Source organism: Cellulosilyticum sp. WCF-2, assembly GCF_003990395.1.
Taxonomy (GTDB): domain Bacteria; phylum Bacillota; class Clostridia; order Lachnospirales; family Cellulosilyticaceae; genus Cellulosilyticum; species Cellulosilyticum lentocellum.
This window is the reverse complement of sequence record NZ_CP034675.1, coordinates 841,845-867,316: the sequence shown is the minus strand read 5'-3', so window position 1 is coordinate 867,316 and position 25,472 is coordinate 841,845. Positions and strand designations below refer to the sequence as shown.

The 25,472-nt window shown below is 34.8% G+C and carries 25 protein-coding genes and 1 other annotated feature; of the genes, 15 read left to right on the top strand and 10 right to left on the bottom strand.

From position 1 onward, the window contains the following. Positions 1-115 precede the first annotated feature (115 nt). Positions 116-1,126 carry a LacI family DNA-binding transcriptional regulator gene (locus EKH84_RS03855; protein WP_127065206.1) on the bottom strand — a complete coding sequence of 337 codons (1,011 nt, stop codon included), beginning with the start codon at positions 1,124-1,126 and terminating at the stop codon, positions 116-118. 469 nt (positions 1,127-1,595) lie between these two features. Between EKH84_RS03855 and EKH84_RS03850 the strand changes: the two genes are divergently transcribed. The 3 genes from EKH84_RS03850 (at position 1,596) to EKH84_RS22910 (ending at position 4,258) form a co-directional block, all read left to right on the top strand. Beyond that, a complete protein-coding gene (locus EKH84_RS03850) occupies positions 1,596-2,270 on the top strand; it encodes a hypothetical protein (RefSeq protein ID WP_127065205.1) in 675 nt (224 codons plus the stop codon). Positions 2,271-2,345: 75 nt separating this feature from the next. Beyond that, a complete protein-coding gene (locus EKH84_RS03845; RefSeq protein WP_127065204.1) occupies positions 2,346-3,854 on the top strand; it encodes a catalase in 1,509 nt (502 codons plus the stop codon). Beyond that, a complete protein-coding gene (locus EKH84_RS22910) occupies positions 3,851-4,258 on the top strand; it encodes a YbaN family protein (RefSeq protein ID WP_127065203.1) in 408 nt (135 codons plus the stop codon). Before EKH84_RS03845 ends, EKH84_RS22910 begins: the two co-directional genes overlap by 4 nt. Before the next feature lie 208 nt (positions 4,259-4,466). On the opposite strand, the gene EKH84_RS03835 is transcribed toward EKH84_RS22910, so the two are convergent. From EKH84_RS03835 to EKH84_RS21870, 6 genes are all read right to left on the bottom strand, one after another. Continuing rightward, positions 4,467-5,459: a membrane lipoprotein lipid attachment site-containing protein gene (locus EKH84_RS03835; RefSeq protein ID WP_127065202.1), complete on the bottom strand. Its 993-nt coding sequence runs from the start codon at positions 5,457-5,459 to the stop codon at positions 4,467-4,469. After that, positions 5,456-6,586, bottom strand: coding sequence for a hypothetical protein (locus EKH84_RS03830; RefSeq protein ID WP_127065201.1), 1,131 nt, complete (start codon positions 6,584-6,586; stop codon positions 5,456-5,458). Before EKH84_RS03830 ends, EKH84_RS03835 begins: the two co-directional genes overlap by 4 nt. A 13-nt stretch (positions 6,587-6,599) precedes the next feature. Next, complete coding sequence (locus EKH84_RS03825; protein WP_127065200.1) at positions 6,600-7,493, bottom strand: ABC transporter ATP-binding protein; 894 nt, start codon at positions 7,491-7,493, stop codon at positions 6,600-6,602. Beyond that, on the bottom strand, positions 7,494-7,880 hold the full coding sequence (locus EKH84_RS03820) for a GntR family transcriptional regulator (RefSeq protein ID WP_013655198.1): 387 nt from the start codon (positions 7,878-7,880) through the stop codon (positions 7,494-7,496). Positions 7,881-8,227: 347 nt separating this feature from the next. Continuing rightward, positions 8,228-8,605 carry a hypothetical protein gene (locus EKH84_RS03815; protein WP_127065199.1) on the bottom strand — a complete coding sequence of 126 codons (378 nt, stop codon included), beginning with the start codon at positions 8,603-8,605 and terminating at the stop codon, positions 8,228-8,230. Between the two features lie 42 nt (positions 8,606-8,647). Then, positions 8,648-8,821, bottom strand: coding sequence for a DUF6472 family protein (locus tag EKH84_RS21870; RefSeq protein ID WP_013655196.1), 174 nt, complete (start codon positions 8,819-8,821; stop codon positions 8,648-8,650). Between the two features lie 193 nt (positions 8,822-9,014). Here EKH84_RS21870 and EKH84_RS03810 point away from each other — a divergent pair, with 193 nt between their 5' ends. Then, positions 9,015-9,857, top strand: coding sequence for a L,D-transpeptidase family protein (locus EKH84_RS03810; protein WP_127065198.1), 843 nt, complete (start codon positions 9,015-9,017; stop codon positions 9,855-9,857). A 504-nt stretch (positions 9,858-10,361) separates the two neighbouring features. Continuing rightward, positions 10,362-11,609 carry an NAD(P)-dependent oxidoreductase gene (locus EKH84_RS03805; RefSeq protein WP_256372387.1) on the top strand — a complete coding sequence of 416 codons (1,248 nt, stop codon included), beginning with the start codon at positions 10,362-10,364 and terminating at the stop codon, positions 11,607-11,609. A 136-nt stretch (positions 11,610-11,745) separates the two neighbouring features. Here the strand turns inward: EKH84_RS03805 and EKH84_RS03800 are convergent, their stop codons facing one another. The 3 genes from EKH84_RS03800 to thrS form a co-directional block, all read right to left on the bottom strand. Continuing rightward, positions 11,746-12,663: an AraC family transcriptional regulator gene (locus EKH84_RS03800; RefSeq protein ID WP_127065196.1), complete on the bottom strand. Its 918-nt coding sequence runs from the start codon at positions 12,661-12,663 to the stop codon at positions 11,746-11,748. Positions 12,664-12,765: 102 nt separating this feature from the next. After that, on the bottom strand, positions 12,766-14,127 hold the full coding sequence (locus EKH84_RS03795) for a DUF4830 domain-containing protein (protein WP_190283476.1): 1,362 nt from the start codon (positions 14,125-14,127) through the stop codon (positions 12,766-12,768). Positions 14,128-14,395: 268 nt separating this feature from the next. Beyond that, entirely contained in the window at positions 14,396-16,162 is a 1,767-nt protein-coding gene (gene thrS, locus EKH84_RS03790) for a threonine--tRNA ligase (RefSeq protein ID WP_127065194.1), read from the bottom strand. 79 nt (positions 16,163-16,241) lie between these two features. Beyond that, positions 16,242-16,466: a binding site (T-box leader), on the bottom strand. A 224-nt stretch (positions 16,467-16,690) separates the two neighbouring features. Here thrS and EKH84_RS03785 point away from each other — a divergent pair. The 10 genes from EKH84_RS03785 (at position 16,691) to EKH84_RS03740 (ending at position 25,408) form a co-directional block, all read left to right on the top strand. Further along, on the top strand, positions 16,691-17,512 hold the full coding sequence (locus EKH84_RS03785) for an N-acyl homoserine lactonase family protein (RefSeq protein WP_127065193.1): 822 nt from the start codon (positions 16,691-16,693) through the stop codon (positions 17,510-17,512). Positions 17,513-17,522: 10 nt separating this feature from the next. After that, positions 17,523-17,900 (top strand): ArsR/SmtB family transcription factor, encoded by a 378-nt coding sequence (locus EKH84_RS03780; RefSeq protein WP_127065192.1) that lies wholly within the window; start codon positions 17,523-17,525, stop codon positions 17,898-17,900. Positions 17,901-17,938: 38 nt separating this feature from the next. Then, positions 17,939-18,607, top strand: a complete 669-nt coding sequence (locus tag EKH84_RS03775; RefSeq protein ID WP_127065191.1) for a nitroreductase family protein — start codon at positions 17,939-17,941, stop codon at positions 18,605-18,607. Between the two features lie 241 nt (positions 18,608-18,848). Continuing rightward, on the top strand, positions 18,849-19,178 hold the full coding sequence (locus EKH84_RS03770) for a PadR family transcriptional regulator (protein WP_013655189.1): 330 nt from the start codon (positions 18,849-18,851) through the stop codon (positions 19,176-19,178). 1 nt (position 19,179) lies between these two features. Further along, positions 19,180-20,166 carry a permease prefix domain 1-containing protein gene (locus tag EKH84_RS03765; RefSeq protein ID WP_127065190.1) on the top strand — a complete coding sequence of 329 codons (987 nt, stop codon included), beginning with the start codon at positions 19,180-19,182 and terminating at the stop codon, positions 20,164-20,166. Between the two features lie 273 nt (positions 20,167-20,439). Then, positions 20,440-20,781: a hypothetical protein gene (locus EKH84_RS03760; RefSeq protein ID WP_127065189.1), complete on the top strand. Its 342-nt coding sequence runs from the start codon at positions 20,440-20,442 to the stop codon at positions 20,779-20,781. Positions 20,782-21,449: 668 nt separating this feature from the next. After that, positions 21,450-22,397, top strand: a complete 948-nt coding sequence (locus tag EKH84_RS03755) for an AAA family ATPase (RefSeq protein ID WP_127065188.1) — start codon at positions 21,450-21,452, stop codon at positions 22,395-22,397. A gap of 11 nt (positions 22,398-22,408) precedes the next feature. After that, the gene (locus tag EKH84_RS03750) at positions 22,409-23,545 is read left to right on the top strand and encodes a DUF58 domain-containing protein (RefSeq protein ID WP_127065187.1); all 1,137 of its coding nucleotides are present in this window, start codon (positions 22,409-22,411) and stop codon (positions 23,543-23,545) included. Position 23,546: 1 nt separating this feature from the next. Beyond that, the gene (locus EKH84_RS03745) at positions 23,547-24,881 is read left to right on the top strand and encodes a hypothetical protein (protein WP_127065186.1); all 1,335 of its coding nucleotides are present in this window, start codon (positions 23,547-23,549) and stop codon (positions 24,879-24,881) included. Between the two features lie 80 nt (positions 24,882-24,961). Beyond that, positions 24,962-25,408, top strand: coding sequence for a hypothetical protein (locus EKH84_RS03740; RefSeq protein WP_127065185.1), 447 nt, complete (start codon positions 24,962-24,964; stop codon positions 25,406-25,408). Positions 25,409-25,472: the final 64 nt, after the last annotated feature.

Here is a 25,472-nt window from a genome sequence, read left to right as displayed (position 1 = left end):
TCAATTACTTTATTTTTTGTTACATATTTTACAAAAAATATACACAAAAAAATATTGTTTATGCTTCAATTATGTCCACACAAACAATATCTTATTAGAAATTTGGTTTATTTCTTTACACTGAATCTCTTATTTTCAATTCACATTCCAAAGTAATAATCCTTGGTGTATTTTCTTTTCTTATGATTTCATGAATAAGTGTAGCTGCTGCATATCCCTTTTCGTAACTATTTTGAGCAACCGTGCTTAAACTAGGCATCAAATACTCAGACACCGGAATATCGTCAAATCCTACAACTCCTATATCCTCAGGAATACTTTTTCCCATTTCTCTTATACCTTCCATGCACCCAATTGCCATATAATCACTGGCACAAAAAAATCCATCTATGTCTGGATATTTCTTTAATATCTCCTTAGTACATTCTCTAGCAGTTTCTCGCTCAAAATTTCCCTTTAAAATAAATTCAGTATTCCAATCTATTTGGTGTTTAGCGAGTGCAATTTTATAACCAGTTTCTCTTTCCATACTTACTATGGCATTTTCTTTACCGGTGATCATTGCAATTTTCTTTTTACCTGCCTTTATAAGTAGCTCCACCGCTTCACTTGCATAGTAAGAATTATTAACGATAATACACCCATTATTTCCTGCCGTAGTAGGAATATCAATACATACACAAGGTATAGGTGACTCTAACAATTCGGATAAGTAGGGGTCATTGTATTCAAATCCAATTAAAATAGCACTCGTAATTCCCTTTGCATTAAAATAAGCTACATAAGATTGCATTTTTTCACGTATTGTATAAATAGTTAAATCATAATTAATCTTGGATGTATAAGCTTCAATACCTCTTATTACAGAATAAACTGCGCTGTATGTATTATATTTATTGTCATTCTCCATACCTTTAATAACAAGCGCAATTTGATTAGAACACTGAGTTGCCAATTTTTGAGCTGCCACATTTTTTATATATCCCATTTCATCAGCTAACGCTTTAATACGTTCTTTTGTACTTGCGCTAACATCATTATAACCATTAAGCGCTCTAGATACTTGTGTGACAGACATACCTGCTCTTTCTGCTACATCCTTAAGTGTTACCGTCTGTTTTCCCATATTTTCTCCTCTTCATTCCCCTTATATCGAAATACGTTCCAATTCTGGCTATTATTATTTTTCTTTATTATACCTTATTTATATCCTCTGTATAACACCAAATAGATAATTTCATCGTTTTTGTAAATAACTTACAGTTTTTTCGGTAAAAAATTAGCTTAGTGCTCTCTATTTTATTATTCCCAACACTTCTTAATCCATCAAGTAACGAAACGAATGTTGACTATAATAATAAAAATTATTATAATTATATATAATATTACAAATATCAACAAATTATATGTAACTATTTACTAATCATAATATCTTCAATATCGCCCATTTAGAATATGCTTGCATCTTCTTCGCTATTATTTTAATGAAGGATGTATTGCATAGATTATGTGGAGATTAATCCTCTTATTTTATTGTAAATATCATCACACACCCTAAATGTGCGAATAAAAATATGAATTTGGGAGGATGAATTATGGTACAAACTAATCCAAAGAGAAAAATGATGAACACTGTTGAAGCCATATTTGACTTATTATATCTTTTTACAGTGTTCATAGCCGCAGTGTTACTATATATGACTGCAGAACCTGGAAGCTTACGATGGCAATATGCACTTATGGCTTTTACTTTAGGAATTGGAGATGCCTCTCATCTTATTCCTCGTATCTACGCCATAACTGATAAAAATAATCATAATCATACAGCTGTATTAGGAATGGGGAAACTTATTGCGTCCATAACAATGACCCTATTTTATATTTTCTTATGGGAAATTGGTAACGGTTACTACCCTTTTCATGCTAATAAATACCTTTCCATAATTGTTTATGGTTCTGCCCTATTACGTATTTTCCTATGTGTTCTACCTCAAAATCGTTGGCTAGATGAAAATCCACCATTGATATGGGGTATTATCCGAAACATTCCATTTTTTATTTTAGGAATGACCGTCATGCTATTCTATATGATAGCAGCCTTCAAATATGGAGGCAGTTTATCTCTTCTATGGCTTGCAATACTGATTAGTTTTGTCTGCTATCTGCCAGTAGTATTATTTTCAAAAACAAATCCAAAAGTTGGGATGCTTATGCTCCCAAAAAGCTGCGCATATGCTGCTATTGTACTGATGGGGGTTTCACTTACTTGAGTATGAATGCAGCCCGATTATATTGATTGGAGTCCGCATTTCATATAAATACATAACTTTAAAGGAGGTATTATGATGGATGAAAACAAAAAACTAACAAATGAAGTAGGGGCACCAGTAGCTGATAACGAGAATTCTATAACAGCCGGCCCTAGAGGACCTGTGGTTATGCAAGATGTATGGTTAATGGAAAAAATGGCACATTTCAATCGCGAAGTTATACCAGAACGTCGTATGCACGCAAAAGGTTGGGGAGCATATGGTAATCTAACCGTTACTGGCGATATTTCAAAGTATACTAAAGCAAAAGTTCTTCAACCTGGTGCTAAAACAGATCTTTTCATTCGTTTTTCTACTGTAGCTGGTGAACGTGGTGCAGCAGATGCAGAACGTGATATACGCGGCGTTGCTGTTAAGTTTTATACCGAAGAAGGTAACTGGGACCTTGTAGGAAACAATACACCTACTTTTTTCATTCGTGATGTACATAACTTCTCAGACCTTAACCGAGCTGTAAAACGTGATCCAAGAACTGGTATGCGCTCAGCTCAAAATAACTGGGACTTCTGGACACTACTTCCTGAAAGCTTCCATCAAAGGACCATTGTCATGTCAGACCGTGGCATACCAGCCTCCTTCCGAAATATGCATTTTTATGGAGAGCACACCTTCTCATTCTATAATGATAAAAATGAACGCGTTTGGTGTAAATTCCACTTCCATACACAACAGGGAATTAAGAATCTCACTAACGAGGAAGCAACTGCTATCTGTGGACAAGACAGGGAAAGCCATGGTCGAGATCTTTTTGAGGCTATTGAACGTGGCGATTATCCAAAGTGGACTATGTATGTTCAGATTATGACAGAAGAGCAGGCAAAAAATCATTATGAAAATCCTTTTGATATCACCAAAATTTGGCGCCACAAGGAATTTCCACTGATAGAGGTAGGCGTTCTTGAGCTTAACCGTAATCCTGAGAACTATTTTGCCGAGGTTGAACAATCAGCCTTTACACCAGCACACGTCGTTCCTGGAATCGGATTTTCACCAGATAGATTTTTACAAGGAAGACTTTTTGCTTATGGTGATGCTCAGAGATATAGACTTGGTGTCAACCATAATCATATACCGGTTAATCGTGCCAAATGTGAAGTCAATGAATACCACCGTGATGGTGCAATGCGCGTAGATGGCAACTATGGAAGGTTGCCTGCCTATTCTCCAAATAGTGACGGCTATTGGTCACCACAACCAGATGTAGCAGAACCACCTCTTGAACTTGAAGGTGCTATGTATAGATTTGATCCAAAGGATGATCCTACAGATGATAATTTCCGAGCAGGAGGAGATCTTTATCGATTAATGACAGAGGATAAGCGTAAGCTTTTAATTGAAAATACTGCGGCTGATATTGCTCCTGTAACAGATAATGTAAAATACCGTCATGCCGTACACTGCTATCTAGCTGATCCTGAATATGGAGAACGTATTACAGCAGCTATGGGTCTTGATTTTGATAAAGTAAAAGAATTATCAAAACTAGACAATGATGGACTCATTCAGGCAACATTAAAACCATGAGCTTAAAAAATAGATTGCTCATTATTTTAGGTTTCGTTTTTCTTGTAATAGGAGCAATTGGAGTGTTTTTCCCGATATGGCCCACGACTCCCTTTGTCCTCCTTGCTGCCGGATGTTTCACTAGTAGTAAAAGGCTGTCAAACTGGTTAAAAAAGAGTAAGTTTTTTGGAGAATATATCACAAATTATAGGGAGCGCAATGGATTAAGTACTAGAACAGTTATGAAGAGCTTGGGTTTTCTATGGACTATGTTAATATTCTCTGCTATATGTGTTCATACTTTATGGTTAACAATTCTTTTGTTCTGTATAGGGATTGCTGTAACTACTCATATACTATGGATCGCAAAACCAAAGGTAAAAAGAACACTACAAAGAAATCTTAAGATGGATGAGAATTCGTAGTAGTGGTAACGGTTAAAATGTATTAGTAATAAAGATATTAATAATTTTTCAATCATTATAAAAAGTAAACCGCAGTTAATTTCTCTGCGGTTTACTTTTTATATTTTCGATATAAAATTATTTACAAATACAAGTTACAACCTGGCTATCAGATAGCTTGATTTCGTAACATTTGGACCTAACATCAGATTCATTTAAGAAAGCAATGCTAAGGCGTTACCACTACCTCGATTAGCTTCTCATAGCCAATCTCAGTATTCCTTTTGATGATTTCATAGTGAAGATCATCTATATTCCCAGATTCTTTACTACTTTTGTCATCTAGCACCTTATAAATGTCATTAATCAGCTGGGTTATATCTTTTTCTTCACCTGCTAATTCATTGACTATTCTTCGAAGAGGGTCTAATTTGTCTGGATTTAAGTCCCCATCTTTATAACCATCTATATATTGGTTAATGACCATTCTAGTTTTTTCTAGTAGCCCTTCATTGGTTCTAAATAATTGATAATACGCCGTTGCATTTGTAAGAGAACCCATATCGTTTCTTACTACAAAGCTAGGATAACTTAACTCAATGAGTTGCTTTTCTTCTCCTGCTGTAGCTGTACTTACTATTAAGTCTTCACCACAGATTGCTTTAAGCCAGTTATTATCTTCCTTGTTTTTCATTTGAATATTGGATTGCACCACCCACATACTTAACTGCCCCTCTGCCTTAAGGAAAACAATGCCTGTACCGTCTATTGTCTTCTCCTTAATACAATAATCTTCCACCTTTTTCATTTCCTCTAAAAAGCTATCAAAAGGTTCTCCTAAATTTGTACTTAAGGTTTCTATCAAATGTTTACTCATATTTGGATACTCACTTTTTTCAGTGGTTCCATCTTGGTTAATAATCACTTCTTCTATAAATTGACCATCATTTACAACCAAGTTCTCTATCCCACCGTCTAAGCGCTTTGCACCTAGCTCAGTAATTCTGTCATCATACCAGTTTCTATTCCTATTCCGATAGACATTATTATCTCCTTCACATGCTAACTGTAAACTTGCCCAAGTTACTAGATCTTGGGTAAAATACTGATCCGTATAGCTGGTTAGCTTATATTCTTTATAAGCTGCATTTTCTAACTCCTCTATGCTTTGACAGCCTGTTAGCATAAGAGTTATCCCTAGTATAAGTAACCACTTTTTCATACCCTCACCCCTTTTCTTTTACCAAGGCCAATACAAGCGATTTTCTTTGCAATCATAAAGCTTGCCGCAAAACCTAACACCAAAGAAAGCCATTTGCAAACAATGCTACTTGTTTCTAGAAGTGGTTCAATGAAGTATAGGTACACATCACCAACTAAAAATCCACCACAAAGAGTTACTCCCATGATAAAGAACCACCTAAAACCTGCTATGGGAATAAGTTTATCAAATTCTTCCAAGGGTTGTAGTTTATTTAGCTTTCTAATAGCCAATACTAATCCTATACTCACAAGAGTATAAAAAACAATTTGATAGTATAGCATATATTGGATATAAAAATAAAATCCACCTTTTTGCTCGTAACTAGCTATCCTTACCTCTATAGGTATTTGCCCCCCTACTGTCAAAGCAAAAAACCACTCTCCGAATTTAACTAAGCCTGTTTCCCTCCCAAGCCCAAAGAACTTACTAATGCTTCGTAGCAAGAAAAACGGTGCACCTATAACACAAATGGCTATAACAAGACTTCCTATTTGATGACTGACTATATATTGTAACAGAACACAAAAGAGGTAAAATACTAATCCTAGTAGATAAACTATAAACATCAATACTAATAATTGAGGTATGTCAAATAACTGATTTGAAATTTGCGAGATAGGTGTTACTTCATAAACCTCTATTAACTTTCCAGTATAATGACTTAGCATTACTGATAATCCTAAGACATAAATTAAGAAACTTAGGGTATAACCCAAACTCCCCAGTATCACTTTAACGAAGCTTCTTTCTCCACTAGTGAACGGTAAGCTTTTTAAAAATCTGCCAGTCTCTAGATTCTTATCTTGTTTAAAGCTAATCAAACTTAAAATAATTAATCCTATAAGATAAAGTCCTATAGTATAGTATACTTGACTCCAAAACAAATCCTTTAACCAATCTACTCTGTTCATTCTTTCATAGAGTCTTGCAATCCCACCTGAAAGATAACTTCTCCATAACTCATTCACATCTTGTTTAATGTTCATAAAACAAAGAATATTAACCAGCATCAAATAAATGCCTACACCTATTACAGGCTTTAACTCTAACTTAATAAGTGGTTTTAATCGCTTGATTGATTTCATATGCCTCCCCTTTCTATGCTTCTTCCCCGATATTTTCTCTAGAAATAGCTGTGTAAATAAATACTTCTTCTAGGTTAAGGCCTATAGTCTCTACTAACATAGCACCTGCTAATTTTAGTCGTTTTTCTAAGGCCGCACTGTAATCATTGGTTACCACATAGTACACGCTACCTACATGCTCTACATTTAATACGCCATGCCATTTATCTAAATCTTCTGGCGCTTCTTTTTCAAAGACTACTTGAAGCTTTTTCACCTTACTCTTTAAATCTTCTACTGAACTTTGGTATACTACTTCCCCTTTAGAAAGCATGGTAATCTCATCACAGATACGCTCTAATTCTGATAAATGATGAGAGGAAATAATAACAGTCATACCTGTTTCATCCACTTGTTCAATAATAAAGTCTAATACTTGTTTCTTTGCTAAAGCATCTAGCCCTGAAGTAGGCTCATCTAATACTAATACCTTTGGCATACTTGCCATATTAAGCATTAATGAAAGACGCATTTGCATCCCTTTTGAGAGATTTCTCACCTTAGTCTTTGGATTTAATTTAAAGGTTTCATTATAAGCACTAAACTTTTCCCTTGAAAATTTAGGATAAGTTTCTTCAAAGAATGTAACCATTTGTTCTACCCGGTAACTATTAAAAAACTGATTACGATCTGCTACATAACCTATTTGCTCTTTCACTAGATTATTTTCATAAACTGGTTGACCGTCTATTAAAATAGTTCCTTCATCTACTTTATATACTCCTGTTAAACATTGAATGAGCGTACTTTTACCTACCCCATTCTCCCCAATAATGCCGTAAATGCTCCCAGGCTTTACTTCTATGGAAACATCTTTTAGAACCACTTGCCCATTAAAGCTTTTACAGACATGCTCTATTTTTACCATTTACTCTTCCTCCTTTGAAAGTTCATCGTAAATTTTTTCAATCTCTGCCATAACCTCTTGCTTACTCATCCCCATATAGTGCATAGCTACAAAACTACTTTTTAACGCCTTACGTACTTCTATAATCTGCTTTTCACTAATAACTTTACTTGGCATCATAGCAATAAACGCTCCCTTCCCCCTTATGGTTTCAATCACTTCCTGTCTTTCAAGCTCTGTATAAGCCTTCATCACCGTATTAGCATTCACTGTTAACATACTTGCTAGTTGTCTAACAGATGGTAGCTGATCTCCTGGCTTTAAAATCCCCTTCATTACCTGTTCTTTAATTTGATCAATAATCTGCTCATAAATTGGTCTACTATCCCTTGCGTCTATAGGAAACACAGCTTCACTCCTTTCTTAAACTGTACTATTCACCTTAGTACAGATAATACACTCGGTTTTCTAATTTGTCAATATTCACACAATAATCTTTCTGAAATTATACAAGCTAGTAGTTATCTAAAATATCCACAAAACTTCTACTGAAAATACTTCCGTTTAAAAGCTAAAAGGATTATATAAAAAACAAAAAAGGACTATTGCAACATGAACTGCTCCCCCTTAAAGCAAACAGTATCATTCTTCAAACTGTCTACTTTAAGGGAAATCTACCATGTGCAATGGTCCCTTTTATCTTATTTTCATCATTTATATTGAGGCATACTCTATCTCATATTTTTTTCTTACATCTATTTAATCGGGCAACCCATTTGATTAGCTTCATTAAACATCTCTGCTCGCCTTTTTTTATTAAGATGATTAAGCACTCTCATTTTGAATCTGCCTTCTTCACCTACTTTATAGAAATCCAGAAGATCAATGGCTAAGAACAGTGCATCTACTAATAAATATTTTAAATCCTTAAAGTTTGTTTCATCCGCTTCTCTAAGTTCAATTTCATTACTAGCCGCTATCAGCTCTTCAAATCCTTTTTTTGCCTGAGTTAATAGTTGAAGTATTTCCTCTGGCTGGTTATTTTTAAAATCTGTGCTTACGGTTTCTTCTATAAAGGTCATATAATCTCTATTGATTTCACTATAGCTTTGATAAAGCTCTACTAATCCCATATTCTTCTCCTTTTATACTTGCTGCTACTTTTCATCCGTCAATTAATTTTGTTTACGAACTATAGTATATTCATCACCTATTTTATAGTATGGACATCGTTTACTAGGATAGTAACTCATTCTTGCCATATCATCTTCATCCATAATAGGTGCAACACTGCACACATACTCTTTCGTGGCTTCATCATATTCTAAATGCATACAATCCTCACACATTTCACTTTACTCCTCTATTTCATCGGCACTTACCTATTTAATATAGCTTTATTATATCACTTATGACTATTTCACTCACTATTTCTTTCATTTATATACGTGTATTTTATATTTAGTGGCAAAAAAGTTAAATCCTTTCACTAATCCCTTAAATCTATCATATTTTATTATGTGACTAATTGCGAGGTGAACTATGAGAAAGTATACCCGACAAACATCAGATTCCTATAAATATACTTTGGCTAATGTTAATCTAAGAGAAAGCAACACTACAACCTCTAATGTACTTACTGTAATCCCTGCAGGTTCAAAGGTTCAAGTTATTGATTCTGCAGAAGATTGGTATGAGGTCATCTATAACAACCAAAAAGGTTATGTCTATGCTTCTTATCTATCAATCACAAAATATACCTGGAGAGATACTCTTTTAAGGTCCTATCCAGCTGCTGAATCTAATCCAATAACTGTCGTCCCAGCCAAATCTGAAGTAGAGGTTTTATCTGTGGTTGGGGACTGGAGTCAGGTTGTCTATAATGATAGAAAAGGCTATATATTTACCACCTTTTTATCTGATGATGGTAATCCTCCGACGGCATATGATTTCACCTATTTTTACACGGATATGACTCGGTTTGTAAATGATAACCAGATTAAAAGCCCAACCACAAATCTAATTACAACAGACTTAGAAAATAAGTTTACCTATATATATGAAAGAGGTAGCGATGGTCTATGGAAGCTACTTTATAAATGGGAATGTACTGTTGGAAAGCCTAGTACCCCTACAATCAAAGGTACTTTTTATGTCACTGGTAGAAAGCCTTACTTTGGAACTGACACTTATAGAGTCAAATATGCCACTAGAATCAAAGGTGCTTATTACTATCATTCCATCCTATATAACGCAGAGGGAACCGAAGTCATTGACGACCGATTAGGTATGGCTTTAAGTCACGGCTGCGTTAGATTAGCAACCAAAAATGCTCAGTGGATCTATGATAATATTCTAGATTCAACAGCTATTGTTATTAACTAAATAGCAGAAAATAAAAGTCTAATGATACGCTCTATAAACAGCTTTCTATGATTAATCAAATTCATAGAAGGCTGTTTTATACTGTATATTACTGCCTTAGACCAACTCTTTCCCATACGTTTATCTTTTAACAACAAAATAGTATTTTCTTGCTCTCTCATGCTAAATAATAACTTTTATTATACAATTATTTGTGTTGTTTTAAATTTTCATATAAGCGCTTCCCCTTAATTTCAATAGTCTTGTAAGTTTTAGTACTCATTTTTTACCACAATTAACCACATGACTAATACTTATCAATCGTTGCACATCAGCTCTATATCTTCTAAAATAAATTTAGTTATGACTTATTTTTTATTATAAAATATAAAAGTTCAGCTTCGTTTATTTTAGTATACGAATACTTTTTATGTTGATTCTAAACGGTTACACCCGACTTTATTCTTGACTATCTTTAGACTATATAATAATGGCTTGAAATGACTATATAAAGATTTTTTTGACTTGAAAGGAGCCCATAAAATGGAAAAATTATTATCAGAAGCAAATCGCTGCTTAAAATGTAAAAAACCACTTTGCCAGCAGCATTGTCCTATTAATACAGCTGTACCAGAAGCTATCACACTCTTTGAAGAAGGTAAACTGCAAGAAGCTGGTGAACTTTTATTTAACAACAATCCTCTTAGTGCCATTTGCGCTATTGTTTGTCCTCATGAGGATCAATGTAAAGGAAATTGTATCCGTGGCATTAAAGGAGAACCTGTTCCTTTCTGCGAAATAGAAGCTTATATCTCTGCCGCTTATTTGGAAGGACTTACTACTCGAAAACCTGCTCCTAATGGAAAACGTGTAGCTGTTATTGGTTCAGGACCTGCTGGTATTACTGCTGCTATTTTATTAGCACAAAAAGGCTATGCTGTTACTATGTTTGAAATGCGTAACCGTATTGGTGGTGTATTATCTTATGGTATTCCAGAATTCCGTTTACCTAGAGTACTTGTTCAAAATCTAGAAAAGAACCTCGTTCAACTAGGAGTAAGCATTAAATACAATACGCTTGTAGGTCCAGTAATCACTCTGGATAAGCTCTTTAATGATGGCTATGATGCTGCATTTATCGGCACAGGTGTTTGGAATCCAAAAACATTAAATATTAAAGGAGAAACTTTAGGCCATTCTCACTATGCTATCGACTACCTTAAAAATCCAACTAAATATCAGCTAGGTAAAAAAGTTTGTGTGATTGGTGCCGGTAACGTAGCTATGGATGCTGCCCGTAGTGCTAAATATTATGGTAGTGAAGAAGTACATATCTGTTACCGTCGTGGCGAGGAAGATATGACAGCTACTAAAGCAGAAATCCATGAAGCTAAAGAAGAAGGCATTCAATTTACTCTTTATAAATCCCCAGTTGAAATCACCGATGAAGGTGTCATCTTTGCCGATACTAGAAAAGTAACCTTAGAAGATGGTTCTACTAAACTTGAAACTATTCCTGGTTCAGAAAAGCTATTCCCTTGTAATTCAGTGGTAATTGCCGTTAGCCAAGCTCCTAAAAATAATATTGTAGCGGGTACAACTGGCCTTGAAACCAACCGTGGACTTTTAGTAACAGATGAAGATGGTCATACTACAAGAGAAGGTGTCTTTGCTTGCGGTGACGTTGTAAGTGGTGCTAGAACAGTTATTGAAGCAGTTGTTAATGCTAAGCGTGTAGTAGGTAGCATCCATGAATATCTTCAAAACGCTTAGTGATTGTAACACATCAAGCATAGTAGCATAAGATAGCAAACTGCATAACCGTCCTAATAAAGTAAATATTAATTTTACTAAATAGTAAAAGGTCTATAAAACTAATGTGAAATCTTTAGTTTTATAGACCTTTTATTCATTGGGCCTTAAAAATAGATATTGGAATCATCCAATGTTCTAAATAAACATGATCAGTAGTAGATGTATAGTACATTTCTCCTGCAAAATCAGTTGTAGTTAAATTATGTTTTTTCATCCATCTTTCCATGAATGTCTGTGCTTTGTAAACTGCAGAATTTATTAGTTCGTCAAAATTCTCTGCCTCGAATCCACAAACAAGATACTCATTAGCTGGAAGCTCAAAAGTCGAATATCCCTCTGCACTTGCACCATATTCTGCCTCTGCTCCTGCCATATAGATGCAATGCCCCTCTTTAGCTTCTCCTATATAAAGTGCACCAAATTCATTTCCTCCCTTAACCAAATAAGGAATTTGCGATTTTACAGAATGAAAATCATCCCATAACTTTCCTGTAACAGAAACACTTGTAGTCGTTCCGCCCATTAATTCTGCAATAGGTATTTCTCTTGCAATACCTATATAAGAACGTGGAACCTCTAATTTTTTTCGCTTCACCTCAATTACAATACCATCGGTAATTAACGGAACATTTTCATCAACCATTACATAATTTAAAACCAGTTCTGGTTTCACAAATTGGTTAAGATGAATTTTACCTGTACGGTATTCCTCTGGTGTGATGCCATAGGTTTCCTTGAATGCTCTTGTAAAATTAGCATGACTAGAGAAACCATAGTTTATTGCAACATCAAGTATTCTCACTTCTTTACCTTTTAGTTCGTTTACGGCTTGTGCCAGTCTGCGTAACTTAATGTACTCATAAACAGGCTTCTTAACTAAACGTGTAAACAGTCGTTGAAAATAGAACGGCGATAATCCAGCTATACTTGCGAGTTCTTCAATTTGTATTTCTTGTGTCAGGTTTTCTTCAATGTACTCAATACTTTTTTGTATTGCTTCCCATGCGTGCATTTTAAACACCTCCTACACAAAATATAGCATAAGAATTTTGTATTGCGCTTTTCACACAATGCCCTTTTAATATAAAATATTTTATTTATCTTAGTTTATTGCTTATATTCCCTGGCTATATATCACTCTAACACCATTTTCTTCTCCTATATAGACAGGCTCGAAGTTTTTTTCTCCTCCTGATTCACTCTCAATAAAAAAGGTAACTGCATAAGCCTTTAAAATCTTAGGACTGTGCTTTTCATCTTTTATTTCCTCAATAGAAATTATCTTAATGCCTTGATAGCCTGTACGCATTCCCTGTCTATTTTCCTTTTGGCTAAATAATTCCTTCTCTTCCTTATATAAGAATAGAGTCTGTAACCAAAGTTTACTAGCCCTAATTTCATAAAAGCGATTATAGTTTTCATGAACATTGCACTCTATATAAGCTGTAATGAGCTCCTCATCTGATAAAGAGGGCCTTTGGTAAGTATCCATAATCTTTTTATTGATATATTCTTCCTTTGTAATTCCTGTCAATTGCTCAAAGTTTTTTCCTGTTAGAGCATAATAATTTGCTGAGAAATCATTACTATCCAGATGAGCTCCTACAATATCTCCTTGATACCTTATGACTATTCCTCTTGGATTCATCTCCTGTTTATACTCGCCTTCTAAAAATGACTCTTTTAAATAATAGCTTTCTATAGTTACCAACTTGCCTAATAACGCTGTATAATCTAGTCCTATTACCTTAGACATTTCCAATCCTACTCCAAAGTAAATGGTCTCTATTTCACCCACACTAGTTACTTTTAAATCCTTGGGTAAAGTATACTCGCATTTTTGAACTAGCATTACAGGTGTAAAATTATATTTTGAAAATAATGCTATAGCATCTTCCGATATTAATTCTTCATTAGGTTTATACCGCTTTAAGTCTTTAATAGTTCTAAAAAAATCACCGTCAACCTCATACTGGTTCCCTTTATATTCAGCCCAAAATGTTTTTTCTAAAATATTCTCTTTTAACGTTAAATCTCCCATGATGTTTCCTCTATCGTAAAATCTTAATATATACCCATCTATCCACTCACCTTCAGTCATTAACTTCGATTCTCTTTCTTGTAGCTGCTGAACTATTAGCTGAATCTGTTGGGGATTAGTGAGGGTAGTAAGTGAATCTACTAGCTCTGGATTTTCTTCGCTCTCTCCACATTCTATAATATCTAGAGCCTTTGCTCCCGTTGCTTTTTCTAGCAACTCATTAATATCTATAGCTTCAGCTGATTGCTTTTCTTTTTTCTCTTCATCATTAACTACAGCATCCTCTGTTTCTTTAACCTCTTTCTCCAATCCTTGTTTTCTTACAATAGATTCCTTGCTTCCCATGGATTGTTCTTGCTTATTACATCCTATTAATAAGACTAATGCTATCACCATGAATAAGCTATAGTAGTTTACTTTTACTGTCCCCTTCATTACGTTCCCCCTCGTATATCCTGAACTACTCACCAGCAATACATTTATTATCTTCTTAATGCTATATAAATATCGTATCATTCTCTAAAATGTTTATCAATATTATCAAAATATTTAGTCTTTAAGACTCTACATGTTTTTTCTCTACATCTATCAACATCACAAAAAAGCTACATTAAGCAATCTGTGCTCGATGTAGCTTCTCTTTTATTCACTCTTTATTAGCTTAGTTTATTATCTTAATTTCTTATCACTACTACTTCTCCTACTAAACAGTTCCCCCCTGTATTTCATTCTTCAGGAGCTGCATTAACTCTTGTATGCTGTAGCTTTCTTGAGCATTTTCATCTCGCCTACGAATTGTAACAAGCTTATTATCTACTTCTTTTTGACCTACAACGATCATATAAGGCACTTTACCAAGCTGTGCTTCTCTAATCTTATAGCCTATCTTTTCATCTCTATTATCTATTTCACAGCGGATACCTTGTTTTTGTAATTCTGCCATGACAGAAGCTCCATACTCTGCGAATTTATCTGAAATAGGGAGCACTTTTACTTGAACTGGCGCTAACCAAAGTGGGAATTTACCCGCATAATGCTCAATTAGAATGCCTATGAATCGTTCAATAGAGCCAAAGACAACGCGGTGAATCATAATAGGTCTATGCTTCTTACCATCTGCACCAATGTATTCTGCTTCAAACCTTACAGGTAGCTGAAAGTCTAGTTGAATAGTACCACACTGCCATGTTCTACCTATAGAATCCTCTAGGTGGAAGTCTATCTTTGGTCCATAGAAAGCGCCGTCTCCCTCATTAATCACATATTCTAGCTGCATCTCATCTAAAGCCTTTTTGAGTCCCTCAGTTGCCACATTCCAATCTTCATCACTACCAATACTATTTTCTGGACGTGTAGATAACTCCACATGATACTTAAAACCAAACTTGCTATACACTTCATCAATAAGTCTTACAACACCTTTAATCTCATCTGTAATTTGTTCCTGTGTCATGAAAATATGAGCATCGTCTTGTGTAAAGCAACGTACACGCATAAGACCATGTAAAGCTCCTGATTTTTCATGTCTATGAACCAATCCCAATTCACCCATACGAATAGGGAGTTCACGATAAGAGTGAGGCTGTAATTTATAAACTAACATACCACCAGGACAATTCATTGGTTTGATGGCAAAATCTGTATCGTCGATAACTGTGGTATACATGTTTTCACGGTAATGATCCCAGTGACCAGATGTTTCCCAAAGCTCTTTATTGAGCATCATCGGTGTGCTAATTTCCACATAACCCTCTCTCGTATGAAGCTTTCTCCAATAATCAATTAAGAGATTTTTAAGTATCATACCTTTTGGCAGGAAGAATGGAAAACCTGGTCCTTCATCTAGAATTGTAAATAAACCTAGTTCTTTTCCTAACTTTCTATGATCCCTCTTTTTAGCTTCTTCAATGCTTTGTAAATAGGCTTCTAAATCACTACTCTTTGGAAAAGCTGTTCCATAAATCCTTGTGAGCATCTTATTTTTTTCGTTTCCTCTCCAATACGCCCCAGCCGTTGCTGTTAACTTAAAGGCCTTGATTAGGCTTGTATTAGTTACATGTGGTCCTGCACATAATTCCACATAATCTCCTTGCTGATAAAAGCTAAGCTGTGCCTCTTCAGGTAAGTCATTAATAAGCTCTATTTTATAAGGTTCATTTTTCTCTTTCATCAGTGCAAGTGCTTCTTCTCTATTTAAAGTATATCTTTGCAAGGAGAGACTTTCTTTAACGATTTTTCTCATCTCTTGCTCAATCTCTACTAAATTCGCCACTGTGAATTCAAAGTCAAACTCAAAATCATAGTAAAACCCATCTTCAATCACAGGTCCAATAGCACACTTAGTAGTTGGGTATAACCTTTTAACAGCTTGTGCTAAAACATGAGATGCTGTATGTCTAAAAGCATTCTTCCCCTCTTTTTCCTCGAACTTAAAATCTTTTACTAAACCATCCTTCATTATTACTTTCATTTCTTATGTCCTCCTTTTCAAACTTGAAATATATAACATAAGAAAAGCACCCTAAAACAAATGACCTTATAGTCATTTATTTAAGGGTGCAATTATAGTCTGTGCACGGTTCCACCTTAACTTTTCACTTCAGATTCTAACAAATCCTAGCCTTTAACGCAGACATACGGATGTACTTACTTATTGGTTCAGCACAACAGCTCAGGAATGGTTTTCAACTAAACGCTTTCATAAAGAACTTCCACCAAGTATTCTTCTCTCTGGATGATTTATAAAGTCTACTCTTTTCCATCTTTGCTTTTCCTATGTTATTAAGGTTATTATAACTAATCATCATAAAATGTCAATATATTATCTTTATTTCATAATATTTTCAACATTACTTCCCAATCATAGCTAATTGACATTTTTTGAATGGTCTCGATTTTCTTTACCAATGATCTATTTAAAGATATATATGTTATAATCGTTTAAAAATATGAACCATTATCATACTAGAATATATGGTCTTCTAGAAAGGAGTCACTAATGGAGAAAAAGGTAAAAGTGCATGTGTTTCATACAGGAGAAGTAAATGTTGACCCCGCTGTTCCCTTTAGATATATATCAAGAAATCCCATAGCTTATACAGGCCTATTACGAAATCCAAAAAAACGTATTTGGCTACCTGTATCAGCTTATCTTATTGAACATCCAAAGGGATTAGTACTAATTGATACAGGATGGCATAAAGATGTAAGGGTTAATCAAAGAAAACATATGTCCTGGAAGCTTAATATAGCAAGTAAAGCTAGACTTCCATTAGGTGAAGCAATAGATGAGCAGTTGCAATCCTTGGGCATTACTCCTAAAGACCTTGACTATGTTTTTTTAAGCCACATGGATGTTGATCACATAAGCGGTGTAGATTTAGTAAAAGATGCCAAGCAAATTCTTACCTCTAAAGAAGAGTTACAAGCAGCAACTACGGGTGAACTTAGATATGAGAAAAGACTATGGAAAAATGTAAATATACGCACATTTGAGATGAAAAATTCATCATATGGGCCATTTGGAAGAAGTTATGACGTCTTTAATGATGAGAGTATATTAATGATAGATGTAGCAGGTCATACTAAAGGAAGCAGTGCAACGTTAGTACAAAACAACGGAAAATTTATTCTTTTAACGGGAGACTGTGGTTACTCAAAAGATTCTTGGAAAAAATTACGTTTACCGGGCCCTATATCTGATAAAAGAAAGATGAGAAAAACTCTAGAATGGGTAGGGGAAATGTCTCACAAAGAAGGATGTATAGAGATATTAGCTACACATGACCCCGAGGTAAAACCCCACATTATTGAATTATAGGAGAAGCTAAATGGAACAATGCAAAGAAAGGTTAGCAAATATTGCAACAGAATTTAGACAATGCAGCAAGGTCTTTACTGCTATTGGTGATGAAACTAGGCAGAAAATTATTCTAACACTTTTAGAGAGTAATTGTGACGGCATAAGAGTTGGTGAAATTACAGAAAAGACAAATCTTTCTCGTCCCGCAGTATCACATCACCTACAGCTACTAAAAGAAGCGGGCATTATCAACATGCGTAGAGTGGGAACTAAAAACTATTATTATATGGATTCAAACAAGGAACAATGGATGAAAATAATAAAGCTTATGAATCATATTTATGAAGTTGTTCAGGACTTTGCACCAATTGATACCCGAAGTGATGAGAGCTATTATTCAAAATAAGACAGTAAATAAATAATAATTAAAGGAGGTCATGATTAATGAATCTAGTTGAAGCAATGCAAAAAAGACATTCAGTACGTAGTTATAAAACACAAAAAATAGAAGGAACGGTAGTTAATGAACTTAGGGCCTATATAGATGAATGTAATAAACAAAGTGGTATGCATATTCAGTTATGTATAGATGAACCCAATGCCTTTAATAGTTTCATGGCACATTATGGTTCATTCAAAAATGTAACTAACTATATTGCTATAGTTGGAAAGAAAGGAAAAGATTTCGAGGAAATGTGTGGTTATTGGGGAGAAAAAACTGTTCTAAAAGCTACACAACTGGGACTTTCTACTTGTTGGGTAGCTCTAACCTATAGTAAAGGTAAAAGTACCTGTAAAATAGATAAAGGAGAAAAACTTTGCTGTGTCATTGCTTTAGGTTATGGTGAAACACAGGGTACAGCACATAAAAGTAAGCCAATAGAAACACTTTGTAAAGTAGACGGTCAAATGCCAGAGTGGTTTAGAAAAGGTATGGAAGCTGCCATGCTTGCTCCTACATCAATGAATCAGCAGAAATTTCACTTTACATTAGAAGGAAACACTATAACAGCAAAAGCTGGAATAGGTTTCTATACAAAAGTAGATTTAGGTATTGCAAAATATCATTTTGAAATCGGTGCAACTGATGCTGACTGGAAGTGGCAAAGCTAAAGCAGCTCAAACTAACTTCAATAACTTTATAAAATAAACAATTATCCTGGTAGTACAAGAACCCTAGCTTATTTAGAGGTCTTGTACTATTTTTCTTTTTTCTAAGGTCATTTTACAAATAGTCTAAACTCATTCAAAAAATTACTTTACTTGTCGTAGTAGTTGTGCTACACTTACTTCATCAGACGTACTACTTCTGTCGTAGTACATCTATCGTAGTAATAGAACGGGGGCACAAAACATGATTAGTAGCGACGTAATTAGAGGCTATAATGACACCATCATTTTGTATCTCTTAATAGAAGGAGATTCTTACGGCTATGAAATTTCTAAAAACATCCGTACTTTAACAGAAGAACAATATGTCATGAAAGAAACTACTCTCTACTCTGCCTTTAATAGACTGGAGAAGAATGGCTATATTACCTCTTACTTTGGAGAAGAAACACAAGGAAAAAGACGTACTTACTTTAGAATTACCGAAGAAGGTCTCTCCTACTATAAGGAGAAGTGCAAAGAATGGGAACTCACCCAAAATGTTATCAATAGATTTATAAAGGAGTTGGATTAGTATGGAAATTATTAAAAATTATTTAGACAATGTTTTTCAATCTTTACCACAAACACAAGAGATTTTAAATCTAAAAGATGAGCTTTTGGCCAATATGGGGGATAAATATGAGGAGCTAAAAGCTAGTGGAAAAACAGAAAATGAAGCCATTGGCATCGTCATCTCTGAATTTGGAAATATCGATGAGTTATTAAAAGAAATGAATATTAACGTGTCTTCTGAGTCTCAGCTCAGCTTAAATAAGCCAGTAGGTCCTACACTTAGCTTGGAAGATGCTCGAAATTTTATTAGCCTTAAGCGAAAAAGTGCACGTTTTGTTGGTTTAGGTGTTGCTTTAATTTTATTAGGTGTTGCCACTTTAATTGGCTGTATTGCTCTTATTGATGCCGATATAATTCTCAAGCAAGCCAACTCTAACTCTAAAGGCATGTTCCCTGTCATTATGCTATTCTTATTTATTGTTCCTGCTGTAGGACTCTTCATTTTTCCAGGTACTCAGCTAGAACTATTTAAATTCATTGAAGAAGGTAAGTTTGAACTAAGCAATTCTGCTAAAGCTATTTTATCTAAGGAATATCCTAGTGTAAATGCACAAAAACCACTAGCCATTATTACTGGGGTTAGTCTTTGTATCCTTTCACCAGTACCTATTTTTATCGGTTCTATGTTTAGCGATAATCTTACTCTCGCTGGCGTATGTGTTTTATTAGTCATGATTGCTCTGGCTGTTAATATCTTTATTTACACAGGCATGGTTCCTGAGGCCTATAAAAGACTTTTAAAATTAGAAGAGTTTAGTCCTGAGAAAAAGCAAGAAGACAAACTCATTGGCGCTGTTGCTGGTATTGTATGGCCTTTAGCTACTGCTGTTTTTCTTTTCTTAGGCTTCGTCTTTAATCTATGGGGCATTTGTTGGTTAGTCTTTCCTATCACCGGCATGCTATTTGGTGGCTTTTGTGCTTTCTACAGTGCTCTTCATAGCAAATAGCCGTGAACAATTTTAATTTATAGCCGTTATGAATAGCAACAAAAATAGCTTCTCAAGTATTCTTTATACTCGGGAAGCTATTTTTACTTTATTTATTTCGCTTTACACTTATGTATATGTAATCAAAAAGCCGACTTCCTAATAAAACGTGAAAAGCAATTTTCCAGTTTACTATGTATTTTTTCTTTATTTTGTCGATATATATAATACAAAAAACAAAGAAAGGGTGATGCCAGTGTTCACAAAAACATAGTTATATAGGAGGTGTTTATTATGCTTAATCTTATTACTAGCATCGTTAATACTTGTAATGTTTCACCACCCACTTCTACTAGTTCTTCTCATGCCGATGAATTCAAAACTTCCTTGCATACAGAGATGACACGCGTTAGAAAAGTAAACTCTAGTTCAGCACTTAAAGGCTACAGTGAAGAAATGCATACGTTGCCTACAGAAGCTCTTAAAACTAAGGTGACAACTAATGAAGCTGGTGAAAAATTTCTCATTATGCTGGCCAATACTTCTATTGTAAGACAAGTTGCATTAACAGAAGCTAAGCCACCTAAACCCAGTATTAACTATACTGCAGCTAAAAAAGCATATGATCTAGATTAAAACTTAAGAATATAAGAGAAAGAGGTACTAAATTAGTGAATATCGAAGAACAACCTATATAAACTCTCTGGGCTACAGGAATCTGTGACTTGGGGAGTTTATTTGCGTCTGTCAAAATAACCAGTTAATTCCTCCTCTTTTCTTTAGATATACATATATTAAACTCAGAAATCATCAGCTATACTTAAGGTAGTTGTATGGATATACTATATGATAAAAGTCGAACAAATAAAGATTTGTCTGGGCGTTTATGAGAAATACGTATGGGTGAAAATGAGGAAAAGATTAGAGCAATAACATATTAAGTTTTTCCTATTTTTATTTTCTTTCTTCTTGAAAACACTTCAGGAGAGTAACTTTACGCGTTATTGTTGGTAGAACGGAGAGAGGGTGGCTGTCCTAACGGGGTGACTTCGGAGTATTTTCAGTAAGCACTTAGCGAACGTTTTGGATGGTACTTAGCCCACGTGTTTGAGCGTAGCGAGTTTGTGGGAGTTCATCCAAATAAGTGAGCTTAGTGCCTACTGAAAATGTGGAGCGGAATCACGTAGGATAGTCACCCTCTCTCCGTTCCGCCCAAATAGCCCAGTGAAACCATCGACAAATTTTTGTTTGTAATATCATTCAGTAGTTACGTCGCAATTCCAAAATATTTAGGAGGAATCTCAATGAACTTATCAGTTGTAGAACAAATAGCTTCATCGCTTAAAGGTAATATGACAAAGGTTATTAAAGGTAAGGATACAGAAATTAGTAAACTCATTATGGCACTTTTATGCAACGGTCACATTCTATTGGAAGACATCCCTGGCACTGGCAAAACCACATCTGCTAAAGCTCTGGCTAAATCATTAGGTTGCCAATTTAAGCGTGTTCAGTTCACCCCTGACTTACTTCCTTCTGATCTTATGGGTATTAACTTTTACAATCAAAAAGAACAAGATTTTATCTTTAAGCCTGGTCCAATTTTCACACATATCTTATTAGCTGATGAAATTAATCGTGCTACTCCTAGAACTCAATCTAGTTTACTGGAATGTATGGAGGAAGCTCAAGTAACAGTAGATGGCATTACTTATCCTCTAGAAGCACCTTTCCTTGTTATCGCCACTCAAAATCCTATTGAAACTCAAGGTACCTTTCCTTTACCAGAAGCCCAATTGGACCGTTTTTTTATGCGCCTTAGTATGGGTTATCCTAGTGAGGCTGATGAAATAAATGTACTTTCTAGTCAGGCTAATGCCTCTCCTTTAAATGACCTTCAATGTGTTGTAACTAAAGAACAAATCTTAGAAGCCCAAGCAGCCGTTAAAGAGGTCAAAGTAAGCGATAGTATTAAAGCTTACATAGTAGCTATTAGTAATGCCACTCGTCAGGATTCAAGGCTTAAACTTGGCCTGAGCCTCAGAGGTTCTTTAGCTATGTTTAAGGCTTCTAAGGCTTTTGCAGCTATGGCTGGTAGGGACTATGTTATTCCTGATGATGTAAAAGCTATTGTCAAAGATGTAGCTCTTCACCGGGTCATTTATAATGGCTATCAAATAGCTAGTAATGTACATACCCTTGAAGGGATTTTTGAGGACTTATTAAGCCAAGTACCTGTACCTATTGAATAGGAGGACTAATTATGGAAATCTTCGGCATTTGTTTTCTTATTATTTTAGGTATTCTTATTGAACATCAAATCTATTTAACTAAAGTTTTTCCTTACATAGGTTATGAATGTAAATTCAGTGTAGATGAAGTTTTTGAAGGTGCTGATATTGAAATCATAGAAACTGTAACTAATCCCACAGCCCTGCCCATCTCCAGCTTAAAATCAGAAATTTCTACTAGTAAATATCTCGATTTTGCTGGTAATACTTCCGCCGTTAATGATAAAACACGTTCTTTAGCCAGCTTATTTAGCATCGCTGGAAAAAAGCGTGTTACTAGAGCCTGGAAGGCTAAATGTCTTAAGAGAGGTATCTATCATATTGAAGATACTACCATTGTGGCCAATGACATCTTTGGCTTTTGCAAATATAGTAGTTTATTTTTTGTTAAAGGCAGCTTAGTTGTACTGCCTACCCCTGTACTTTTGGACATTGCTCCCATTGGTTATAAGGAGCTTCAAGGTGATCAGGTAGTAAGACGCTTTATACTAGAAGATCCCTTTACCGTTTCAGGTGTTAGAGAGTATACCCAAAGGGATACTATGAATCAAATCCACTGGGGCATGAGTGCTAGACATAATCGGCTTATGGTCCGTCATCATGAAGCTACTACTCAGCAAAATATGACTGTTATTATCAATATGCAGCTAAACAAAGCTCAGCTTCGAGAAGAAATGACAGATGATAAGCTAGAACTAGCCATTCAAATTGCTGCTGGTGAACTTGAATATACACTACCTAGAAGCATTCCTATTAAGCTCATGGCTAATGCTGCCACTTTGGATGCTCAGACAAGTTTAGTCTCTAAAGAAATGTGGGGCTATACCCATATTCATGACCTCTTTGTTTCCTTAGCTGGCCTACAAACAACTTTTACTTTACATTTTTCTCAGTTTTTAAAGGAGTATGACTCAGAAATCACCTCTCCTTATGTCACTCTTATTACAGCTTTTATGGATGAAGAAATTGCAACATTTATTAGAGAAAAAGAACGTTTCGGGATTCACTTTAAAGTCTACTTTTTATCATTCTCTAAAGATGCCGTGCACTTTCCTGATTTAGAAATTTATTATGTATTAGACCACACTACTAGAAAGAAGGTGAGCTAAGATGAATACTTCTAGTTCTAAACTATTACCTCATTTAGCTTTATGGACTTTCTTTTTAACAGTCATCCCCATTTTATTTCTAGTAGCTTATATTGGTGAGATTAATTGTACCCTTACATCTTTTAGTATAAACGCTGTAACCTTATTGATAGGTGCTTACTTAGGTTACTTTCAGGCTAAGTTTAAGTACTATATTCTCCGTAAAAATGGTCTTTCTATTATTGGAAAGTATCTCCTACTTATAGTTACTTACCTCCTAAGCTTTGGACTCCCTTTTACTTACGCTCTCCTTATATATAAGGACTACATTGGCCTCATTGTTTGTTGGTATATTCTTTTTCTTATATTTTATGGCAAGTTTTATAAAAGCTATGGACTTCACTATACAGAGATTATTTCTTGGGAGATTTGCATTGTTGCTGCATTTATTGATTTGGGTGCTATGATTGCACAGAACTATAGCTTTATATCCCTTCTATTTGTTGCCGTCATCGCACTTTATATTTTCTTACATAACCAAGCTAACTTAGATGAGATGCTGGAAAGATCACGGAAAAATACACCTATGATAACAAATATTAGACGGAATAATACTAAGTGGCTATGTTTAGTCATGAGCTTTATTTTTATTGTCTATCCTTTAAGGAAGCTTATAGGTAACATTTTACTTACCATCATCAAAGTGTTTATATTGCTGATTGGCTATATACTAAACTTCATCAGCAGTCTCATGCCTAGAGGCGATGATTTGGCAACACAGACAAGAGAAAATACGGACGTTATTACGCAACTAGTAGGTGAATCTACTACTAGTCATCTCTGGGAAGTTATATTTTGGTGTATTATCATTAGCCTGATTATCCTTCTTAGAAAATATATCATAGCATGCTTACTAGATATTATTAAACTCATCAAGAGACTTTTCATAAAACTATATGGAATTTTATTTGGATTAAAAGAAGTCACAAAACCGCCTAATTTATTCTATGATGAAACGATCGAGGAGGTCTCCTTTACCACGACTCTTCAAAATAAGGCTCCATCTCTTAATAAAAACAGATGGAAAAAGCAGCTTAAGGAATTCCTTAAGTTGCCTAACAATGAAGCTAAATATCGTTTTGGCTTTAAACTACTTCTAGAAGGCTTCAAACTACAAGGACTAACCTTTAAAGCATCTCATACGCCAAAGGAATTAGCAAACTTAGCAAAGGATCAATCTCATTTACCATCTATAGATTCAGTTACATATGAACGTATTCGCTATGGAGAAAAATCTCTAGAAAAGGGGAACCTAGAAGAGCTAGAAAATACTCTTGTCACTTTAATAAAAAAATAGATACTACTTCACTTTAAGTTAAGCATTACAGAAACTACTAGTGATACATGAATTCATAAAATAATAAAAGGAGCAATGAAATGAAAAAATCCATTAACCTCCTCCTCCTTACGCTACTACTAGTTACCTCAGGCTGTTCTAACAAAGAAATTATTGAACATCATTATACTTATTCAGGCGAAAATGAATCCTGGCACGTAGAATATATAGTAGATAATATCATAACCTTTACCGAGGGCAACGGAAAATTAGATACTACTAGCGAAAAAGATAAGCTATTAACAGCAACATATAAAAAGAATCTCTCTGATTTATCAGAAGTAAAAAATCTAAGTATTTCCTATGAATATAGCCACGGTGGTGGCTCACTTAGTGAAAATTATGATGAGGCGCCCCCAACTGATACTATCTTCACAATACGATCAGGTAGTACAGGCGGTGTGGTAGAAATCAAACAAGAATCTATTCAGGTTACTATTACTATGGATGGAAAAGAGCAAATTCTAGATTTAAAAAGTAATGACTAGTTATTTATAAAAACACAGGTGGCATTTTACTGAAATGCCACCTGTGTTTTTATAAGATATATAT

What these genes read in the sequence shown, in the direction of transcription:
- EKH84_RS03855 (WP_127065206.1), bottom strand. Translation starts at nt 1,126, where the DNA reads ATGGGAAAACAGACGGTAACACTTAAGGATGTAGCAGAAAGAGCAGGT.
- EKH84_RS03850 (WP_127065205.1), top strand. Translation starts at nt 1,596, where the DNA reads ATGGTACAAACTAATCCAAAGAGAAAAATGATGAACACTGTTGAAGCC.
- EKH84_RS03845 (WP_127065204.1), top strand. Translation starts at nt 2,346, where the DNA reads ATGGATGAAAACAAAAAACTAACAAATGAAGTAGGGGCACCAGTAGCT.
- EKH84_RS22910 (WP_127065203.1), top strand. Translation starts at nt 3,851, where the DNA reads ATGAGCTTAAAAAATAGATTGCTCATTATTTTAGGTTTCGTTTTTCTT.
- EKH84_RS03835 (WP_127065202.1), bottom strand. Translation starts at nt 5,459, where the DNA reads ATGAAAAAGTGGTTACTTATACTAGGGATAACTCTTATGCTAACAGGC.
- EKH84_RS03830 (WP_127065201.1), bottom strand. Translation starts at nt 6,586, where the DNA reads ATGAAATCAATCAAGCGATTAAAACCACTTATTAAGTTAGAGTTAAAG.
- EKH84_RS03825 (WP_127065200.1), bottom strand. Translation starts at nt 7,493, where the DNA reads ATGGTAAAAATAGAGCATGTCTGTAAAAGCTTTAATGGGCAAGTGGTT.
- EKH84_RS03815 (WP_127065199.1), bottom strand. Translation starts at nt 8,605, where the DNA reads ATGGGATTAGTAGAGCTTTATCAAAGCTATAGTGAAATCAATAGAGAT.
- EKH84_RS21870 (WP_013655196.1), bottom strand. Translation starts at nt 8,821, where the DNA reads ATGTGTGAGGATTGTATGCATTTAGAATATGATGAAGCCACGAAAGAG.
- EKH84_RS03810 (WP_127065198.1), top strand. Translation starts at nt 9,015, where the DNA reads ATGAGAAAGTATACCCGACAAACATCAGATTCCTATAAATATACTTTG.
- EKH84_RS03800 (WP_127065196.1), bottom strand. Translation starts at nt 12,663, where the DNA reads ATGCACGCATGGGAAGCAATACAAAAAAGTATTGAGTACATTGAAGAA.
- EKH84_RS03795 (WP_190283476.1), bottom strand. Translation starts at nt 14,127, where the DNA reads ATGAAGGGGACAGTAAAAGTAAACTACTATAGCTTATTCATGGTGATA.
- thrS (WP_127065194.1), bottom strand. Translation starts at nt 16,162, where the DNA reads ATGAAAGTAATAATGAAGGATGGTTTAGTAAAAGATTTTAAGTTCGAG.
- EKH84_RS03785 (WP_127065193.1), top strand. Translation starts at nt 16,691, where the DNA reads ATGGAGAAAAAGGTAAAAGTGCATGTGTTTCATACAGGAGAAGTAAAT.
- EKH84_RS03780 (WP_127065192.1), top strand. Translation starts at nt 17,523, where the DNA reads ATGGAACAATGCAAAGAAAGGTTAGCAAATATTGCAACAGAATTTAGA.
- EKH84_RS03775 (WP_127065191.1), top strand. Translation starts at nt 17,939, where the DNA reads ATGAATCTAGTTGAAGCAATGCAAAAAAGACATTCAGTACGTAGTTAT.
- EKH84_RS03770 (WP_013655189.1), top strand. Translation starts at nt 18,849, where the DNA reads ATGATTAGTAGCGACGTAATTAGAGGCTATAATGACACCATCATTTTG.
- EKH84_RS03765 (WP_127065190.1), top strand. Translation starts at nt 19,180, where the DNA reads ATGGAAATTATTAAAAATTATTTAGACAATGTTTTTCAATCTTTACCA.
- EKH84_RS03760 (WP_127065189.1), top strand. Translation starts at nt 20,440, where the DNA reads ATGCTTAATCTTATTACTAGCATCGTTAATACTTGTAATGTTTCACCA.
- EKH84_RS03755 (WP_127065188.1), top strand. Translation starts at nt 21,450, where the DNA reads ATGAACTTATCAGTTGTAGAACAAATAGCTTCATCGCTTAAAGGTAAT.
- EKH84_RS03750 (WP_127065187.1), top strand. Translation starts at nt 22,409, where the DNA reads ATGGAAATCTTCGGCATTTGTTTTCTTATTATTTTAGGTATTCTTATT.
- EKH84_RS03745 (WP_127065186.1), top strand. Translation starts at nt 23,547, where the DNA reads ATGAATACTTCTAGTTCTAAACTATTACCTCATTTAGCTTTATGGACT.
- EKH84_RS03740 (WP_127065185.1), top strand. Translation starts at nt 24,962, where the DNA reads ATGAAAAAATCCATTAACCTCCTCCTCCTTACGCTACTACTAGTTACC.